Source organism: Corynebacterium tuscaniense (assembly GCF_008693065.1).
In the GTDB taxonomy this organism is placed as follows: domain Bacteria; phylum Actinomycetota; class Actinomycetes; order Mycobacteriales; family Mycobacteriaceae; genus Corynebacterium; species Corynebacterium tuscaniense.
Window position 1 is genome coordinate 149,403 of sequence record NZ_VXKH01000001.1, and the last position, 15,448, is coordinate 164,850.

At 60.7% G+C, this 15,448-nt stretch carries 18 protein-coding genes; 9 read left to right on the forward strand and 9 right to left on the reverse strand.

What is annotated here, in order from left to right; genetic code table 11:
* Positions 1 to 143: 143 nt before the first annotated feature.
* The 4 genes from F4V54_RS00710 to F4V54_RS00725 all read right to left on the reverse strand — a co-directional run bounded on the left by F4V54_RS00710 (position 144) and on the right by F4V54_RS00725 (position 3,593).
* Positions 144 to 569 (reverse strand): hypothetical protein, encoded by a 426-nt coding sequence (locus F4V54_RS00710; RefSeq protein ID WP_034661542.1) that lies wholly within the window; start codon positions 567 to 569, stop codon positions 144 to 146.
* Positions 570 to 621: 52 nt separating this feature from the next.
* Complete coding sequence (locus F4V54_RS00715) at positions 622 to 996, reverse strand: hypothetical protein (protein WP_150385908.1); 375 nt, start codon at positions 994 to 996, stop codon at positions 622 to 624.
* Positions 997 to 1,179: 183 nt separating this feature from the next.
* Complete coding sequence (gene mtr / locus F4V54_RS00720; RefSeq protein WP_102724191.1) at positions 1,180 to 2,586, reverse strand: mycothione reductase; 1,407 nt, start codon at positions 2,584 to 2,586, stop codon at positions 1,180 to 1,182.
* Positions 2,583 to 3,593: an alpha/beta hydrolase gene (locus F4V54_RS00725; protein WP_150385909.1), complete on the reverse strand. Its 1,011-nt coding sequence runs from the start codon at positions 3,591 to 3,593 to the stop codon at positions 2,583 to 2,585. The genes mtr and F4V54_RS00725 overlap by 4 nt, the downstream gene beginning before the upstream one ends.
* A gap of 220 nt (positions 3,594 to 3,813) precedes the next feature.
* Between F4V54_RS00725 and mqo the strand changes: the two genes are divergently transcribed.
* A complete protein-coding gene (gene mqo / locus F4V54_RS00730; protein WP_232218056.1) occupies positions 3,814 to 5,244 on the forward strand; it encodes a malate dehydrogenase (quinone) in 1,431 nt (476 codons plus the stop codon).
* A gap of 7 nt (positions 5,245 to 5,251) precedes the next feature.
* On the opposite strand, the gene F4V54_RS00735 is transcribed toward mqo, so the two are convergent.
* A complete protein-coding gene (locus F4V54_RS00735) occupies positions 5,252 to 6,454 on the reverse strand; it encodes a protein adenylyltransferase SelO family protein (protein ID WP_150385910.1) in 1,203 nt (400 codons plus the stop codon).
* Between the two features lie 61 nt (positions 6,455 to 6,515).
* Between F4V54_RS00735 and F4V54_RS00740 the strand changes: the two genes are divergently transcribed.
* Genes F4V54_RS00740 through F4V54_RS00750 form a run of 3 tightly spaced genes read left to right on the forward strand, consistent with a single transcriptional unit; the run spans position 6,516 to position 7,901 of the window.
* A complete protein-coding gene (locus F4V54_RS00740) occupies positions 6,516 to 6,761 on the forward strand; it encodes a type II toxin-antitoxin system Phd/YefM family antitoxin (protein WP_150385911.1) in 246 nt (81 codons plus the stop codon).
* A gap of 16 nt (positions 6,762 to 6,777) precedes the next feature.
* Positions 6,778 to 6,909, forward strand: coding sequence for a Txe/YoeB family addiction module toxin (locus F4V54_RS00745; RefSeq protein WP_150385927.1), 132 nt, complete (start codon positions 6,778 to 6,780; stop codon positions 6,907 to 6,909).
* A gap of 26 nt (positions 6,910 to 6,935) precedes the next feature.
* A complete protein-coding gene (locus F4V54_RS00750) occupies positions 6,936 to 7,901 on the forward strand; it encodes a class I SAM-dependent methyltransferase (RefSeq protein ID WP_232218055.1) in 966 nt (321 codons plus the stop codon).
* On the opposite strand, the gene F4V54_RS00755 is transcribed toward F4V54_RS00750, so the two are convergent.
* From F4V54_RS00755 to yaaA, 3 genes are read right to left on the reverse strand one after another with little or no spacing between them, the layout of a single operon-like run.
* A complete protein-coding gene (locus tag F4V54_RS00755; RefSeq protein ID WP_150385912.1) occupies positions 7,898 to 8,650 on the reverse strand; it encodes a thermonuclease family protein in 753 nt (250 codons plus the stop codon). The genes F4V54_RS00750 and F4V54_RS00755 overlap by 4 nt on opposite strands.
* 9 nt (positions 8,651 to 8,659) lie before the next feature.
* The gene (locus F4V54_RS00760; protein ID WP_150385913.1) at positions 8,660 to 9,388 is read right to left on the reverse strand and encodes a DUF1648 domain-containing protein; all 729 of its coding nucleotides are present in this window, start codon (positions 9,386 to 9,388) and stop codon (positions 8,660 to 8,662) included.
* 41 nt (positions 9,389 to 9,429) lie between these two features.
* Positions 9,430 to 10,182, reverse strand: coding sequence for a peroxide stress protein YaaA (gene yaaA / locus F4V54_RS00765; protein ID WP_150385914.1), 753 nt, complete (start codon positions 10,180 to 10,182; stop codon positions 9,430 to 9,432).
* Positions 10,183 to 10,226: 44 nt separating this feature from the next.
* Between yaaA and F4V54_RS00770 the strand changes: the two genes are divergently transcribed.
* Positions 10,227 to 12,005 (forward strand): proline--tRNA ligase, encoded by a 1,779-nt coding sequence (locus F4V54_RS00770; protein WP_150385915.1) that lies wholly within the window; start codon positions 10,227 to 10,229, stop codon positions 12,003 to 12,005.
* Here F4V54_RS00770 and F4V54_RS00775 read toward each other — a convergent pair.
* Positions 12,002 to 12,811, reverse strand: a complete 810-nt coding sequence (locus tag F4V54_RS00775; RefSeq protein WP_170253079.1) for a DUF4439 domain-containing protein — start codon at positions 12,809 to 12,811, stop codon at positions 12,002 to 12,004. The genes F4V54_RS00770 and F4V54_RS00775 overlap by 4 nt on opposite strands.
* A 38-nt stretch (positions 12,812 to 12,849) precedes the next feature.
* On the opposite strand from F4V54_RS00775, the gene rimP reads away from it, so the two are divergent.
* The 4 genes from rimP to F4V54_RS00795 form a co-directional block, all read left to right on the forward strand.
* A complete protein-coding gene (gene rimP / locus F4V54_RS00780) occupies positions 12,850 to 13,404 on the forward strand; it encodes a ribosome maturation factor RimP (protein WP_150385917.1) in 555 nt (184 codons plus the stop codon).
* Positions 13,401 to 14,438 (forward strand): transcription termination factor NusA, encoded by a 1,038-nt coding sequence (gene nusA / locus F4V54_RS00785; protein WP_102724185.1) that lies wholly within the window; start codon positions 13,401 to 13,403, stop codon positions 14,436 to 14,438. Before rimP ends, nusA begins: the two co-directional genes overlap by 4 nt.
* An 82-nt stretch (positions 14,439 to 14,520) precedes the next feature.
* Positions 14,521 to 14,832 carry a YlxR family protein gene (locus F4V54_RS00790; protein ID WP_034661515.1) on the forward strand — a complete coding sequence of 104 codons (312 nt, stop codon included), beginning with the start codon at positions 14,521 to 14,523 and terminating at the stop codon, positions 14,830 to 14,832.
* Positions 14,833 to 14,961: 129 nt separating this feature from the next.
* A partial coding sequence (locus tag F4V54_RS00795) for a translation initiation factor IF-2 N-terminal domain-containing protein (protein ID WP_211359438.1) occupies positions 14,962 to 15,448 on the forward strand: 487 nt, incomplete at its 3' end.

Consider the following 15,448-nt stretch of genomic DNA (forward strand, 5'->3'; position numbering starts at 1 on the left):
TCCCACTAGTCGGTAACTGGTTTCTCAGTCCAACTAATGGGGAGCAGTTCAGTGGACGGGGGTAAACAAAAAGAAGACCGCGTATCCCGCGGTCTTCTTGAAGTATCTAGCGTACAGCGTCCAGCGCTGCGAAACGCTGAGATTTAGAGCTGTGGCAGCAGGCCCTCGTGCAGAGCCCAGTTAGCTGCACCGATGACAGCACCGACGCCAGCGAGCAGTGCGAACCACTCGATGGAGTCGCGCCAGATGCGAGCCCACTGCGGCAGAGCGCCGGTCTGCTTGCCCCAGAAGTCGCTGATGTTAGCTTCCGTGGTGCGGTCAACGGCTGCACCGAAGCCGGTCAGGCCCTTGCCTTCGCCGAGCTTCCCGAAGCCCTGCTCGAGGACCTCGCCCAGGGTGGAGTCCTTCTTGCCGTTGTGCTCGCCACCCCAACCGGAGAAGAAGTGGGAGGAGCTGGTGCCGTTCGGGTTCTTCGGTGCTGCTTCTTCAGCGCCAGCGACGGTGACGCCGCCGAAAGCGACTGCGGTTGCGGTTGCTGCAGCGAGAGCTGCGTTGCGGAACTTACGCATGGTGTTTCCTTACTTTCTAGAAGTTGAAATGGGGATGGGAGTTCGAACGCAGTTACTTAGCGTGCGGGCCGTACTTGATGAAGTTGTCGATCGGGGCGATCAGCAGCGCGAGAATAGCGGTGATGCCAAGGACGACGGAGAAGACGTAAAGACGCTTGCCAGCAGTGCTAGCGTCCGCCCAGTTCTTGCTGGAGCCGAAGATCTGCTGAGCGTCGGTCTTGTCGCCCTTGCCGCCGTGTTCACCGATCCCGAAGATGTTCTGGCCGACCCATGAGGAGAGACCGGGCTTCGGGGTGTCGGCGCCGCCCTGCTGGGAGCTCTGCTGGGTCTGAGGGTTGGCGTCCTCGGCGACCGCGACGGAGGTGCTGCCGAAGGTCAGCGCGACTGCGGTTGCGCCTGCGAGGGCGATGTTGCGAAGGTTACGCATATTTACGATTCCTTTTCTAGTCCGATTTGGGGGAACGGGAACGCGGTGGATCCCGGTTCGCTTCCAGGGAACGTTGAGCAGGTTAGCGCATTTATGCTGGTAGGCGCAAAAGATAGTGGGCGTTAACTGTGAAAAACTTAGGAGTACTCTCAGGGTAGATCGTGTGCGGGGAAAGTTTTTTGCTTAGACCTCGGGGAAAGTGAAATCGAGGCCGAGGATGGCGTTCTCAGTTACCTCACCTAATGCGGGGTGAATCCAATATTGGAGTCGGGCGACTTCACGGAGATCAAGGTCGAAAGCCATTACCGTGATGAGTTGTTGGATGAGCGTTGCGGCTTGGGGTCCCATGTAGTGTGCGCCGAGGAGGCGGGCGGTGCGCCGGTCGGCGACGAGTTTCACGATGGAGGTGGCGTCTTCCATGGCCCAGCCGTAGGCGACGTCGCCGTAGTTCTGGGTTTTGCAGGTGACGTCGTAGCCTGCGTCGATAGCCTGTTGCTCGGTGAGGCCAACGGTGGCGATCTGCGGGGAGGTGAATACCGCGGATGGCACGTGATCATGGGGCATGGGCACCATACCGGATTCATCGCCGGCGGCCAGGCGCAGAATGTTGTGTCGCACGGCACGCAGTTCCGCATTGGCCACGTGCTTGAGCATGTAAGGGGAGGACACGTCGCCCAGTGCCCACACGCCGTCGGCGGTGGTGCGACCAAACTTGTCAACTTTCACGCGGCCATCCTCATGCAGTTCCACACCGCCAGCAGCAGCGCCGAGGCGGTCGCCGTTGGGCACACGGCCGGTGGCGACGAGGAGGGCGGAGGAGGTGACTTCAGAGCCGTCGTCAAGCATGAGCGTGACTGAATTCGCATCGTGGGACGCGGATGCGACGGTGCGGCCAAGGTATGTTTCGTAGCGGTTCGTAGCCAGCGCGTTGAAGCGTTCGGCGAGGTCACTGTCAAGATGGCGCATCAAAGGGGAACGGTTCACAATGCGCACGTGGGTGCCCAAGGACTGGAAGATGTGTGCGAACTCCATCGCGATGTACCCGCCACCCAAGATTGTCAGCGATTCGGGCTGCGCGGGCAGGCGCATGACGGACTCATTGGTCAGGTACGGTACACCAGAATCCGCGATGACATCCGGGATGAAAGCACGGGACCCGGCTGCCAGGACGATCGTGTCGGCGGTGATCTCCACAGGATCGCCGTCACGGGAGGTGCGGATGGTCTTCGGGCCGATGAATTCAGCGTGCCCGTCGTATACGTCAATGTTCGGGCATTCATCACCGCGGCGGTACTCCTCGCCACCGCGAGAGATCTTGTCGATGCGGTTGGTGAATACGCGGTCCACAATCGCCGGCCAATCCGCCCCCTCAAAGGTGGTGCGGATGTTCAAGCGCCCAGAATCCGCCGCTGATTGTGCGGTGTCCGCTGCGACGACGAACATTTTCGTGGGGATGCACCCGGAGTTGAGGCAGGTGCCGCCGAAGCGCGGGGCTTCGTCGATAAGCGCGATGCTCTTACCGTCGAACTCGGGCGTGGGAAAAGAATTGCCGGAACCAGAGCCCAGCACAATGTAGTCATAGTGTGTCATTTTTGAGCCTTTCGCTTATCGGCGACCCCCTCCAGCCACCCGTCCATCTCCCGGAACGCATTCTGGCGGGCGAGCGGGGCGGAGAGGAAAACATCATGGAGCGCACCATCAATGACCTTGGTGGTGCTGCCGGGGGTGCTGGAGACGTGCGGGGCCCAATGCTGAATCTGCTTCACATCCAACACCGTGTCTGCTGTGTCCGCCGCTGCGGAATACGGCTTGTTCAGATATGAATGCGAGGAACATAACGTGAGGGTAGGCACGCCGGAATCCACCGCGCCCTCATGGATCTCCTTTTGAGCGACCATGACCGCGCGGAACCACCCGAGGAACTTCTTGTGGCCACCCATGGCCTTCTTTTCCGTGTCATAGTCCCAGCGGCCGTGCGCACCTTTATAAATGGACTCCCCGTAGGTGGCCTCGCCGATCGAGGGGAGCGGGCACAGCGGGAAACGCCTCCCCACAATGTCCACAATGGGGGTAGTTACCGCCACCACCCAAGAGGGGAACTGCATGTCTAGCCACGGGCTGTTGAGGATCTGGCCGGCGACGAGCGCGTGCGTCTGCGGATCATTCCGGCGTAAATGATCCAGCCACAGCGGTGTGATCAGTCCCCCGGTGGAGTGTGCGAGCGGGATGACGCTGCCGTGTTTCTCCACGATGAGCTTGGTCGCCTCCGTCAACTCGTCAAAGTAGTGGCGCATATCCGTGGTGTAGTGCCACTGATGTCCCTCGTGGTGTGCACGCCCACATTTGCGCAGATCCAAGGCGTAAAAAGGATAGCCAAGTTCCTTATAGTGCTGTGCCACATGGTTCTGGAAGAAATAATCCGACATGCCATGTACCCACAACAGAGCTGGTTTGCCCGTCACCTCATCTGGGAGCGCCTGCACCAAAACCGCTGACACTTCGCCTGAACCATCCGGGTCGGGCCCAAGGGGCAACGTGGCGCGCCGGTAGTTGCTGCCCAGTTCGTCCGTGGTCCAACTTAAGGAATCGAGGTTCATGTCACACATCATAGGAGACTGGGTTTTGGTTTGATACGGACATTTGGTTTTGGCTCTATACCGCATTTCGGGTGGAATGATGGGGAGGGGTAGGATGCACGTAAACCAAACACGGCGACAAGATCGAAGAGGTCAAAAGGTGTCAACGAAGCAGTCCCAAACAGCGAACAACCACTCGAAAGGGGACGAAGTTGATGTCCTCCTAGTGGGTGCGGGGGTCATGAGTGCGACACTGGGGGCAATGATCCACCAGCTCGAGCCATCCTGGTCCCAACTCATCTACGAGCGTCTCGATGGCGCAGCACAGGAGTCTTCCTTCCCATGGAACAACGCGGGTACCGGTCACTCCGCCCTGTGTGAGCTCAACTACACGCCGGAGAAAAATGGTCGCATTGATGTAACCAAGGCCATCGCGATCAATGAGAAGTTCCAGGTCTCTCGGCAGTTCTGGGCTCACCAGCTCAACGAAGGAGTTTTGACCGACCCGACCGAGTTCATCAGCCCCGTCCCGCACGTGTCCTTCGCGCAGGGCCAGGACCAGATTGAGTACCTGAAGCACCGCTACGAGGCACTGTCTGAGAATTACATGTTCCCCAACATGCAGTTCACCGATGACCGCGAGAAGTTCGCAGAGAAGTTGCCACTGATGGCTGAGCAGCGTGACTTCGATGCAGAACCCGTGGCTATCTCCTGGGTTGACGCTGGTACGGACGTCAACTTCGGTGCTCTGACCAACCAGTTCATCGACCACGCAACTACCTCCGGCACCGAGGTTCGTTACGGCCACGAGGTCGTGGACATCAAGCGTGAGGGCAACTTCTGGAAGGTCACCGCCAAGAACCTGCACACCGGCGCCAAGGAAACCACCCGCGCCCGCTTCGTCTTTGTCGGTGCTGGCGGCTACGCCCTCGACCTGCTGCGTAAGGCCAAGGTGCCTGAGGTTCGCGGCTACGCCGGCTTCCCCATTTCGGGTGCATGGCTGCGTACCACCAACCCGGAACTGGTGGCGAAGCACCAGGCCAAGGTGTACGGCAAGGCAAAGGTGGGTGCTCCACCAATGTCCGTCCCGCACTTGGACCTGCGCGTCGTGGACGGCAAGCAGTCCCTGCTCTTCGGCCCCTTTGGTGGTTGGACACCGAAGTTCCTGAAGGAAGGCTCCTACCTGGATCTGTTCAAGTCCATCCGCGTTGACAACATTCCGTCCTACCTGGGTGTTGCCGCATGGAACTTCGGCCTGGTCAAGTACCTGGTTGAGGAAGTGTTCAAATCTTTCGACGGCCGCGTGGATCACCTACGCGAGTACATGCCGTCCGCCGATGGCAAGGACTGGGAGGCCATCATCGCTGGCCAGCGCGTTCAGATCATCAAACCAGCCACCCCGCCTCACTTCGGCTCCCTGGAATTCGGTACCGCGCTGGTCAACGACCAGTCCGGCACCATCGCGGGCATCCTCGGTGCCTCCCCAGGCGCCTCGATCGCCCCGGCTGCGATGCTCGAGCTGCTTGAGCGCTGCTTCGGTGAGCGCATGATCGAGTGGAGCCCGAAGCTCTACGAGATGATTCCTACCTACGGCAAGACCCTCATCCGTGAGCGCGACCTGTATGAGAAGCAGTGGGCAGAGACCCAGGAAGCACTGAAACTCAACCGCTAAGGTCCTCTTACGTACCGCAGTATGTGATGAAGGGTTCGCCTTCATCCCCCTCGGGCTCGGCCATCCAGGCCGGGCCCGCTTCTGAGTTATAAGGGTCCGTCACAGCTGTGAGCAGATCGAAGTAGGGCTCGAGATCGCCCTCGCGTTCAGCGCTGGAGATGGCCCGCTCGAGCATCCGGTTGCGAGGAATGAACACCGGCCCGCCGTGGTGCTTGTGGTTGTATGTGGTGATGTCCTCGGCCTGCGCCAGCGCCTGCGGGTCAGGGACGTGTTTCTCCCACACGCGGTGCCAGGTAGGTTCCATGTCCGCCAGGACTTCGCGCATGGCATCCTCGTTGCTCGCCGGAAGTAGCGCTTCTGCGAGACGCGTGAGGTTCCACGCCATGATGTCCGGCTGATTCCCAAAGGCGTAGCGGCCGTGGGCATCGATGGAGGAAAATAGCGCCGCTGGCCGGAACTTCTCGGTGAAGGCGCACGGGCCGTAGTCGAGGGTCTCACCCGACAGGGCCACATTGTCGGTGTTCATTACCCCGTGGACGAAGCCAATGCGCATCCACTGGGCAACCAGCTCGAGCTGACGTTCCATGACGGTGGCAAGGAGATCTTCCGGCGCGTCGAATCCAGCCGTCCTGATCACCGCACGGACAAGGTCAGGGGAGTGCGCCGCCGCGTACTGGACGGACCCGACCCGCAGGTGGTTGCGCGCCACTCTTACCACGATCCCGCCCGGCGCATACCCGTGGTGCCGTAGCATTTTCTCCCCAGTGGTGAGCACTGCTATGGACCGAGTCGAGGGCACACCCACCGCGTGCATGAACTCGCTCACCAGATACTCCCGCAGCATCGGACCGAGTGCCCCGCGCCCATCCGAGCCCGGGCGGGAAAACGGTGTCGGGCCGGAACCTTTCAGCTGAATCTCCACCCGGCTGTCCGGGGTGGGGAGGTCGCCGAGGAGGAGAGCACGGCCGTCGCCAAGCAATGGCACAAACTGCCCGAACTGGTGCCCGGCGTACGCGGTGGCGTGCCCGCCGTTGGCCCCCGTGAGCCACCGGAGACCGTCGTCGCTGCGCAACCACGTGGGGTCTAATCCGAGGTCCCGCGCCAGCGGTTCATTGAGCACCACGATCTGCGGGTCCGGGAAGTCCGCACCCAGTGCTTCGACCGCCATGGTGGGCAGTGCGTCGGCGAAAGAATGATTCAGAGCGAGCATATGGCCAGCGTAGACAGGCCGACGGTGAGGTACGGTAAAGCCGTACAACTGTGGAGGGGTCATGGCACTAAGCGCTAGTGAAGCACGGTGGACGTTGTTCCAGCTCATTGAGCATGTCAACAACGATCGCTCAGTCGTGGAAATAGCGTCTCGTTCCGGCAACGCGGTCCTCATGTCGGCGGATCATTACGCCGCTTGGGAGGAAACCGCTCATATCTTCCGTTCCCCCGCGAATGCGCGTCGCGTGCTCGATGCTTACGAAGCTGCGCGTGCGGGTGAGTTCGTAGAGCACGCGATCGAGGACTAATGACCCGTTCGAAGGGATCGAGAAACCGGAGCCCCTCAAATATGGTGCGGAAGGGGCCTGGTCGCGGCGGATCACGCAGGAACACCGGTTCATTTATTTGGTGGACGGTGATGATCTGATCATCCTGCAGGCCCGCTTCCACTACTGATGTGCCCCACCCTAGACTTGGGTGCCATGAACGGAACCGCCACGATGCGCACGCTCGATCGCCTCATCATCGACGAAGCGCCGATCCGTGTCACTGCCACCACCCTCATCTGCCACGACCCTACCCTGGACCTCACCCGCGCGGCGCTGGCGGAAGGTGGCCCTGTGGTGTTCCTGGACTCGGATTATGGGCGTAGCCAGGAAGCTACGTCGCTTGGTGCCGTGGTTGCCGGTGATGTGCGGCTGGACGAGTTTCTGGCTGGCGCGAGCGAATCCGCAGTGGCGATAGGGGAGATACCCAAGTCCCTGGCGCGGCTCGATTACCTGGCGCGTTCCATCGCTAGTGCTGGCTACGATGATATCCGCGTGGTGCTCGGCGGGAATAACAAGCATCTCTCGCGTGGCATGAATGCGACGCTCGCGGAATCTTTCACTGACGTTGGTGCCTCCCGCGGTCGCGGGAAATTCCGCTGCCTCGTCGCATCCGGCCCGCGCTCCGTGTCCTATGAACCGGTGCATGGGGATGGCCTGGTTGCCTTCGGTGGAGTCTTCTCTGGCGCGAAACCAGACCGCGGTGGGGAGCTGCTGCGTTCCTGCCTGCCGGCAGAACCGGGACGTTTACTCGATCTCGGCTGCGGCAATGGTTCTGTTACCCGTGGCCTCGACGCGCAGGCAACGGATTCGGACGCCGATGCCGTTCTTTCCGCCCGTGCCATCGGCCTGGATGCCACCTGGGATGACGCTGGCTCGCGCTTCCCGGACGCGTCGTTTGACACCATCGCGCTCAACCCGCCATTCCACGACGGCACAGCCGTTGACGCCACTTTGGTGCAGCACCTGCTTGATGCGTCCGTGCGATTGCTCGCGCCTGGTGGCGCGCTCTACCTGGTGCACAACTCCCACCTGCGGTACCGCGGTGAGGTAGAAGCTCGATTCGCGCGGGTCACCGAAGTGGCGCGAAACCAGAAGTTCACGGTACTGCGCGCGAGCTAACCGGTGCGGTCCAGAGTCTTCTCGGCTGTCTCGAGGTCAGAGGATATGTCCTCTAAGTACGCAGCGAGCTCCTCCGCATAGAAGAACTTCTTCGCCTGCCCACCACGATTTAGCTGGTTATGAAGGTTGTCGATGTTGCGGTGCATGTGGCTGGTGATGCGGCGGGATTCGTCGATAAGCAATGGGTCGGTGAGATCCATGCTCTGTAGGCTTTGCGCATCACGCTGTAGTTCATCGAGCACCGTGCTGTCTTCCGGCGTTGGGGAAAAGCATTCCACTCCGACTCCGAAGATCCCGGTTTTCTTATGCTTTGGGCCAGCCTCCGCAGCCAGGATCCGGTCGTAGAATTTCCGGTTCGGCTCAAAGAGGACGGCGCGGGCGTACCCCTCTTTCACGAGGGTCTCATTAATGAAGCTGCCTTCCTTGAACACGCCAGCCAGATCGCGCCCGTAGCGGTCCTGGTGTTCAACGTCGTATTCAAGCGTGACCTTTGTGCCAGCGGGGATGAGCTCCTCCAGGCGCTGCTTGGCTTCCTGAGCTAAGCATTCGTCCGGGGCGCCGTCGCGCCCGATCTCAGGTGTGTCGATGTTGAGTAGTCTCACCCGAATTGTGTCGGAGCCGGTGGAGACATCAATGGTGTCACCATCAATGACGCGGTCAACGGTTGCGTTGTCGCCCATGACATCCGCAACCGTCATTCCCGCACCCACGATGGCGGCTGCCCCCACAGCTACAAGCCATTTCTTCATCTAGTGCACCTAAAAGGTCAAAAACGGTGCCACCATCAGGACCACAAGCAGTGCCACGAGCGTGAAAATATACCGCTTCACTGGTGCATGAGCCCAGTTCAAATCGACCTTGGTTTGGTTGAAGGGTGAGACCCAGGTGACCATCGGGTCCTTGGGCTCGTTGTAGAAGCCCATGCCACCGCCGAAGCCGAAGTACTTCTGGCGGGCGCGCTCCTCATCATCGGTAGGCATGGCTTCCAGCTGGTTCGGCCAGCGGGAGATCTGAACAAAGGTGTACCCCAGTGCTGCGACGATGCTAGCGATCAGCACGATGATGGCGGCGGTGAGGTAGCCCCGGTAAGCAGGGAAAGTGAGAGTGAACTGCATGAGGCACATCGGCACGACGGTGGCGAGTGCTAACCAGGCGAGTGAACGCTCAGTGATCCTGAGTAGGGTGGCGGCCTTATCGGCAGCGGTGTTAGAGAAGGGGATGACGGGATCGTCGGTGGCGACAGGGACACGGATATGCGCGAAGGAGGGCCGGGGTGCTGAGATGGCCACGAGCACGAGGAGCAGCACGGAGTACCACACGCCGAAAGTGGCGGCGGGTATGGACTTCGGCTCAGTCCGGTCGACCTCGCCGCCGGGGCCCACGTGTACGGGAATGTTGTCCGGCGCCGCATCAATATTCAGCACGATCAACGCGAAGCTGAACAGTGCAAAAGCTACTGCGACACCATAAATAGGTCGAGAGGACATAGAACAACTTTAGCCACGGAGGGAACCAAACCGGCGCAAGGCTAAACGACGAGCGTCAGCTGGTTCCCGTCCACTTCCACCGTCATGCCGTTGCCCTCGGCGATGGCGGCAACGCCCTCGATGTCGGTGACCGAGTCCGCATCGAGGGCGGTTGCAAGCACGCGAGCGAGCTCGCCTTTGTAGTGCTTGTTGTAGTGGCTGACCACCTTGCGCGTGCCATCTTCCTGCACGGACTCGACGCGGACGGTCACCGCGCCGGGGACGGGGCCGAGTTGCTGGTAGGCGCCGGAGCGCATGTCTACGATCAAATCGTCGACTGAGAGCAGCACATCGGTGATGGCGGTGCCCCAGCGGGCTTTCATAGTGGGCACGGCCGTTTTCTGTGCTTCCACCCCAGCCACTTGCGGATGGGGTGGAAGTTTGGAGCCGCCGGAGAGCCGATAGCGGGGGATCGTGTCGGTAGCACGGACAACACCGAACAGCGCGGAGCCGATCGCTAGGTGGCGCAGGGCGGGGTCGGGGAGGGTGTCGGCAGACAATGCGTCGTAAAGCACTCCCGTATAGCGGTAGATTGCGGGCATGACGGGCGCTGAGCGCAGTTCGAGGTTCTCTGCGGCTTCCTCGCGTTTGGTGGGCGGGAGTTTGAGAGCGGACATCATCTCGTCGAGGTCGAGCGCGGCAAGGTCATCCATAATCTCGTTGCGGATCGGGTCGAGGGAGGGGAAGGAGACGTCGATGCCGTCCATTTCGCCACCGGGAGCTTTGGTTTCGGAGGGCGGAAGCACAATCAGCATGCCGTCCAAACTACATGTCTACGGGCAGGGTTAAGATGACGGGCATGATCACACGTTTGTCCACGCTGTTCCTACGCACCCTGCGCGAAGACCCCGCTGATGCTGAGGTGCCCAGCCATAAGCTTTTGGTGCGCGCCGGGTATATCCGCCGAGCGGCGCCGGGCGTGTACTCGTGGTTGCCGCTGGGTTTGCGGGCGGTGCGCAATATTGAGGAGATCGTGCGCGAGGAGATGAACGCGATCGGCGCGCAGGAGCTCCTGTTCCCGGCGCTTTTGCCGCGTGAGCCGTATGAGACGACGAACCGGTGGACCGAGTACGGTGACGATCTTTTCCGCCTGAAGGACCGCAAGGGCACGGACATGCTGCTGGGCCCGACGCATGAAGAGATGTTCACCCTCGCCGTGAAAGACCTGTACTCGTCGTACAAGGATTTCCCGGTGACGCTGTACCAGATTCAGACGAAGTACCGCGATGAGGCACGGCCGCGCGCGGGCATTCTGCGTGGGCGTGAGTTCGTGATGAAGGATTCCTACTCCTTCGACATGTCCGATGAGGGCCTGGATGACTCCTACGCGAAGCACCGTGGCGCGTACCAGCGGATCTTCGACCGTGTTGGCCTGAAGTACGAGATTTGCCAGGCCACGTCGGGTGCGATGGGTGGTTCCGCATCCGAGGAGTTCCTCGCCTACTCGGACAATGGTGAGGACACGTTCGTGGTGTCCACTGCGGGCAACTTCGCGGCGAACGTGGAGGCTGTGGTGACGGTACCGCCGGCAGAGCAGCCGATCGAGGGCCAGCCGGAAGCAGTCGTGCACGATACGCCGAAGTCGGAGACCATCGACACGCTAGTTGAGTGGGCGAATGGTGCAGGCGTGCTTGTTGACGGGCGTGCGGTCGAAGCCGCCGACACCCTCAAGTGCATGGTTGTGAAGATCAATGACCCACGCCAGGTAGACGAAGATGGCAAGCCGGTCGGCCCGCAGCTGACTGGTGTTCTCATCCCGGGTGACCGCGAGCTGGATGAAAAGCGCCTCGAGGCGTCCCTCGAACCGGCCACCTTTGAGCTGGCCAGCGAAGAGGACTTCAAGAACAATTCCTTCCTGGTCAAGGGCTACGTCGGCCCGAAGGCACTTAACGCCAATGGTGTGAAGGTCTACGCGGATCCGCGCGTTGTGGCTGGGTCGTCCTGGATCACCGGTGCAGATGCGCCACAGAAGCACGTGGTCGGCCTGGTTGCTGGCCGTGACTTCGAGGTGGATGAGTTCATCGAGGCAGCGGAGATCAAGGAGGGCGATCCGTCGCCGTCCGGCAATGGCACGGTGAAGCTGGCGCGCGGCATTGAGCTGGGTCACATCTTCCAGCTTGGTCGCAAGTACACCGAGGCGATGGATGTGCAGATTCTCGACGAGAACGGCAAGCGCGCTGTGCCCACGATGGGTTCCTACGGCATCGGCGTCACCCGCATGCTCGCGGTGATCGCGGAGCAAACCCACGATGAGAAGGGGCTGGTGTGGCCGAGGGAGATCGCGCCGTACCAGGTGCACCTCGCCGTAGCTAATAAGGATGCGGCCGCGCTCGAGGAAGGTGAGCGCCTCGTGGGAGAGTTTGAGAAGGCCGGTATCGATGTGCTTTTCGACGATCGCCCGAAAGTCTCCCCAGGCGTTAAGTTCAAGGATGCTGAGCTCCTAGGCATGCCCTTCATTGTGATCCTGGGGCGTTCTTTCGCCGACGGCATTATCGAGCTGCGTATCCGCGGTGGTGAAACGTTGGAGGTGCCGGCAAGCCAGATCGTGGAAAAGGTACTCGAGCTGGTTAACGGCTAGTTTTGGTTGGCCGCGCTTTGGGCGTGGCCGGCCAACAGGATGGCTAGTTCACGCCATTCGGGGGAATCGGCGTTGGCGGCTGCGGCGCGCCAATGCTCAACCAGGTTGTTCTCTAGGGCATGAACAAACGCTGTGGCCTCAGCCGGGTTTGTGGGGGCGCCTTCGGGGATCTCGTAGCCGGCTTCGCGGGTGGGGAGGTCGCCGGTGGGGAAGGCATGGTGGAGGGTGGCCACGCGGGCATCATGAAGCAAACGTAGATCGTTGATACGACTGTGGAGCTGCGTGTCTGCGTAGGCGCTGGCGATGTCCAGGCCGAATTCGACGGCGTACTCGGCGCTGAGCAGTTCCTTGGCGGCATTGAGGGGCTCAAGCCCCTCAATGGGGGACTTAAAGCCATCAATCGGGAGTTCCGCGGTGGAGGCAGCATCAATCGCTTGGGCAATGACGAGGTCGCGCGAGTCGGCGGGCACCTTCGTGGCGACCTGAGCGGTTTGCGCGACAAGTTCCTGTGCGTTGCCACTGGCTGGGAGATCGGTGTCGCCGTACGTGACATTGCACGAGGTGGGCACTTCGCCCCGGTCGTTTATCCCGCACAGTCGTCGCGCTTCCTCTTGGAGTTGGTCGGCGTGGGTGGCGCGGAGTTTGTTCCATTCAGTCTCACCACCTAGTTGATCGGCGGAAGCTTGCTTGGCTAGCTCCATGATTGTGTTGTTGGCGTGCGGGCCGAAGATATCGACAGGGGAGCAGGCAGTAAGTGGCAATGCGGCCACGATGCACAAGGTGGCGAGATAACGAGGGGACTTCACGTGGTTGACCCTACCGGTCGGACAGTACAGTGGCCTGCATGGCATTCCCGCAAGTTGAAGAACTCACTGCTCTCATTCGTCCCGTCACCGATGCTCGCGGCTTTGACATTGAAGCCGTGAAAACGGTCAAAGCTGGCAAGAAGTCGCAGGTTGTTATCGCTGTTTCTGGTGATGACGCGCCGACGCTGGACCAGTTGGAAGATGTGTCTAATGAGCTTTCCGAGCTTTTCGACGCTGCCGAGGAGCGCGGTGACGTCAACTTTGGCGCCGGCTATACCCTGGAAGTAACTACCCCGGGTGTCGATCTCCCGCTCACGGAGCTGCGCCATTGGCGCCGTAATCGTGGCCGATTGGTGAAGGTTGACGGGGACATCTTCCGTGTTGGTGCTCTTGATGGCGCAACCGGACAGGTGGTGCTCGTGGTGCCGGTGAAGAAGGGTGAGCCCGGTGTGCGTGTGGTTCCCATTTCGGATGTGTCGGGTGCAGTGGTAGAAATTGAGTTCAACACTCCGCCAGTTCAGGAGATCGAATTGGCGGAAACACCCTTCGGCGAAATTGCTGAGGAAAGCACCACTGGGAAGGACGACAAGTGAATATTGACATCGCAGCGCTCAAAAGTATTGAGAAGGAAGCCGGGATTCCGGTTGATGACCTGTTGGGAACGATTGCGGCCGCTCTGCTGCACGCCTACCGCGAGCACAAGAATGACGGCATCGCACCGACGCAGCCTGATGAGGGGTCGAAGGCGCGTGTGGATGTTGACACCGAAACTGGTGATGTAGCGGTGATTGTCAGCGAATTGGACGAAGAGGGCAACGTCACTTCCGAATTCGACGACACCCCGGTGAACTTCTCCCGCGTAGGCGCGTTGGCTGTGCGCAACGCCATCTTGAAACGCCTGCGTCAGGCAGAGGCCCAGCGCGCATTCGGTGAGTACTCCGAGCTAGAAGGCAAAGTTGTCTCCGGTGTTGTACAGCGTGATGCCAATGCGAACGCCCGTGGCATCGTTGTCGTGCAGCTGGGCACGGAGTCTGATCCACAGGACGGCATTCTGCTTCCTGCAGAGCAGATCCCGGGGGAGAAGCTCGAGCACGGTGATCGTGTCAAGGCCTACGTGGTGGGTGTTTCTGGCGGTGAGCGTGGCACGACAGTGAACCTGTCGCGCACGCACCCCGAACTCGTCCGCGGCTTGTTCGCCCTGGAGGTGCCGGAGGTAGCAGATGGGGCAGTGGAGCTCGTGTCCATTGCTCGTGAGGCTGGACACCGTTCCAAAGTGTCCGTCAAGGGTGTGGCTAAGGGTATCAACGCCAAGGGTGCCTGCATTGGTCCGCGCGGCGCGCGTGTGACCAACATCATGGGGGAACTTGCCGGTGAGAAGATCGATATCGTTGACTACTCCGATGACCCAGCTGTGTACGTGGGCAATGCGCTCGCGCCGTCCAAGGTTGTCCGCGTGGAGATTCTTGACCTCGAGGCACAAACCGCCCGAGTCACTGTGCCGGACTACCAACTGTCCTTGGCTATTGGCCGGGAAGGGCAGAATGCTCGTCTGGCTGCGCGCCTCACAGGGTGGAAAATCGATATTCACTCCGATTCTGGAGTGGGTAACGCAGAACAAGCGGAGTAACAGTTCGCGGCAAAGTGGCGTAAGGTGGTTCAGTGGCTTCAATCTGGCAGAACTGCTGGGGTGGGGTCGTCGATAAGCGAAAATGAGCAAGAAACATGAACCAGTCCGCATGTGCATAGCCACGCGCCGACTGCAACCAGCAACAAAGCTCTTGCGCGTCGTCGTCGATCCGGCTGATCCAACACGGATCATCCCCGACCCCAAGCGGATCATGCCAGGACGCGGAGCGTGGATCACCCCCACGCTTGTCGCGTGTGAGCAGGCGGAATCACGCCGCGCCTTCGGGCGGGCTCTCCGCGTGTCTGCGAAAGTAGACACTAGCCATGTGCGCAAGTACATCGCCGTCGTGGAAACCACCATGCCGGCGGGCAAAGCAGTAAGTGAAAAGGACTAAAGAACTGATGAGTCTTCAACCATGAAGCAGAAAATGCATCAGCGATGAACGTCATGACCATCGTCTAGAGGTCGCTCGCGTAGCTCCGCAAGCTGCCGTGCCACCTCTAGCCTGACCAAGAGGAGACACGTGCCCGGAAAGCTACGCGTTCACGAACTGGCAAAACAGCTCGGCGTAACAAGTAAAGAACTACTCGCAACCCTGAAAGAGGAAGGCGAGTTTGTTAAGACTGCTTCTTCCACCATCGAACCCCCGGTGGTGAAGAAAATGATTGCGCTCTACGAAGAGCGCGGTGGCGGTGCTGCCGACGCGAAGGATGCGAAGGCCGCAGAAGCACCGAAGAAGCCGGCGGCGAAAACCGCTGCAAAGCCAGCCGTTAAACCGGCGCCGAAGCCGGCTGCTGCGAAACCTGCTGCGCCAGGACCGAAGTCTGCAGCACCGAAACCCGCAGCACCGAAACCGGCTGCTACGGCGAAGCCCGCCGCCCCCAAGCCTGCTAAGCCGGGGCCGAAACCCGCAGCACCGAAACCGGCTGCTGCTAAAACGGGGGATGCGGCATCCGCTATGCCGCGCCCAATGCCGAAGCCGGGTGGTCGCCCGCGTGTGGCCAACAACC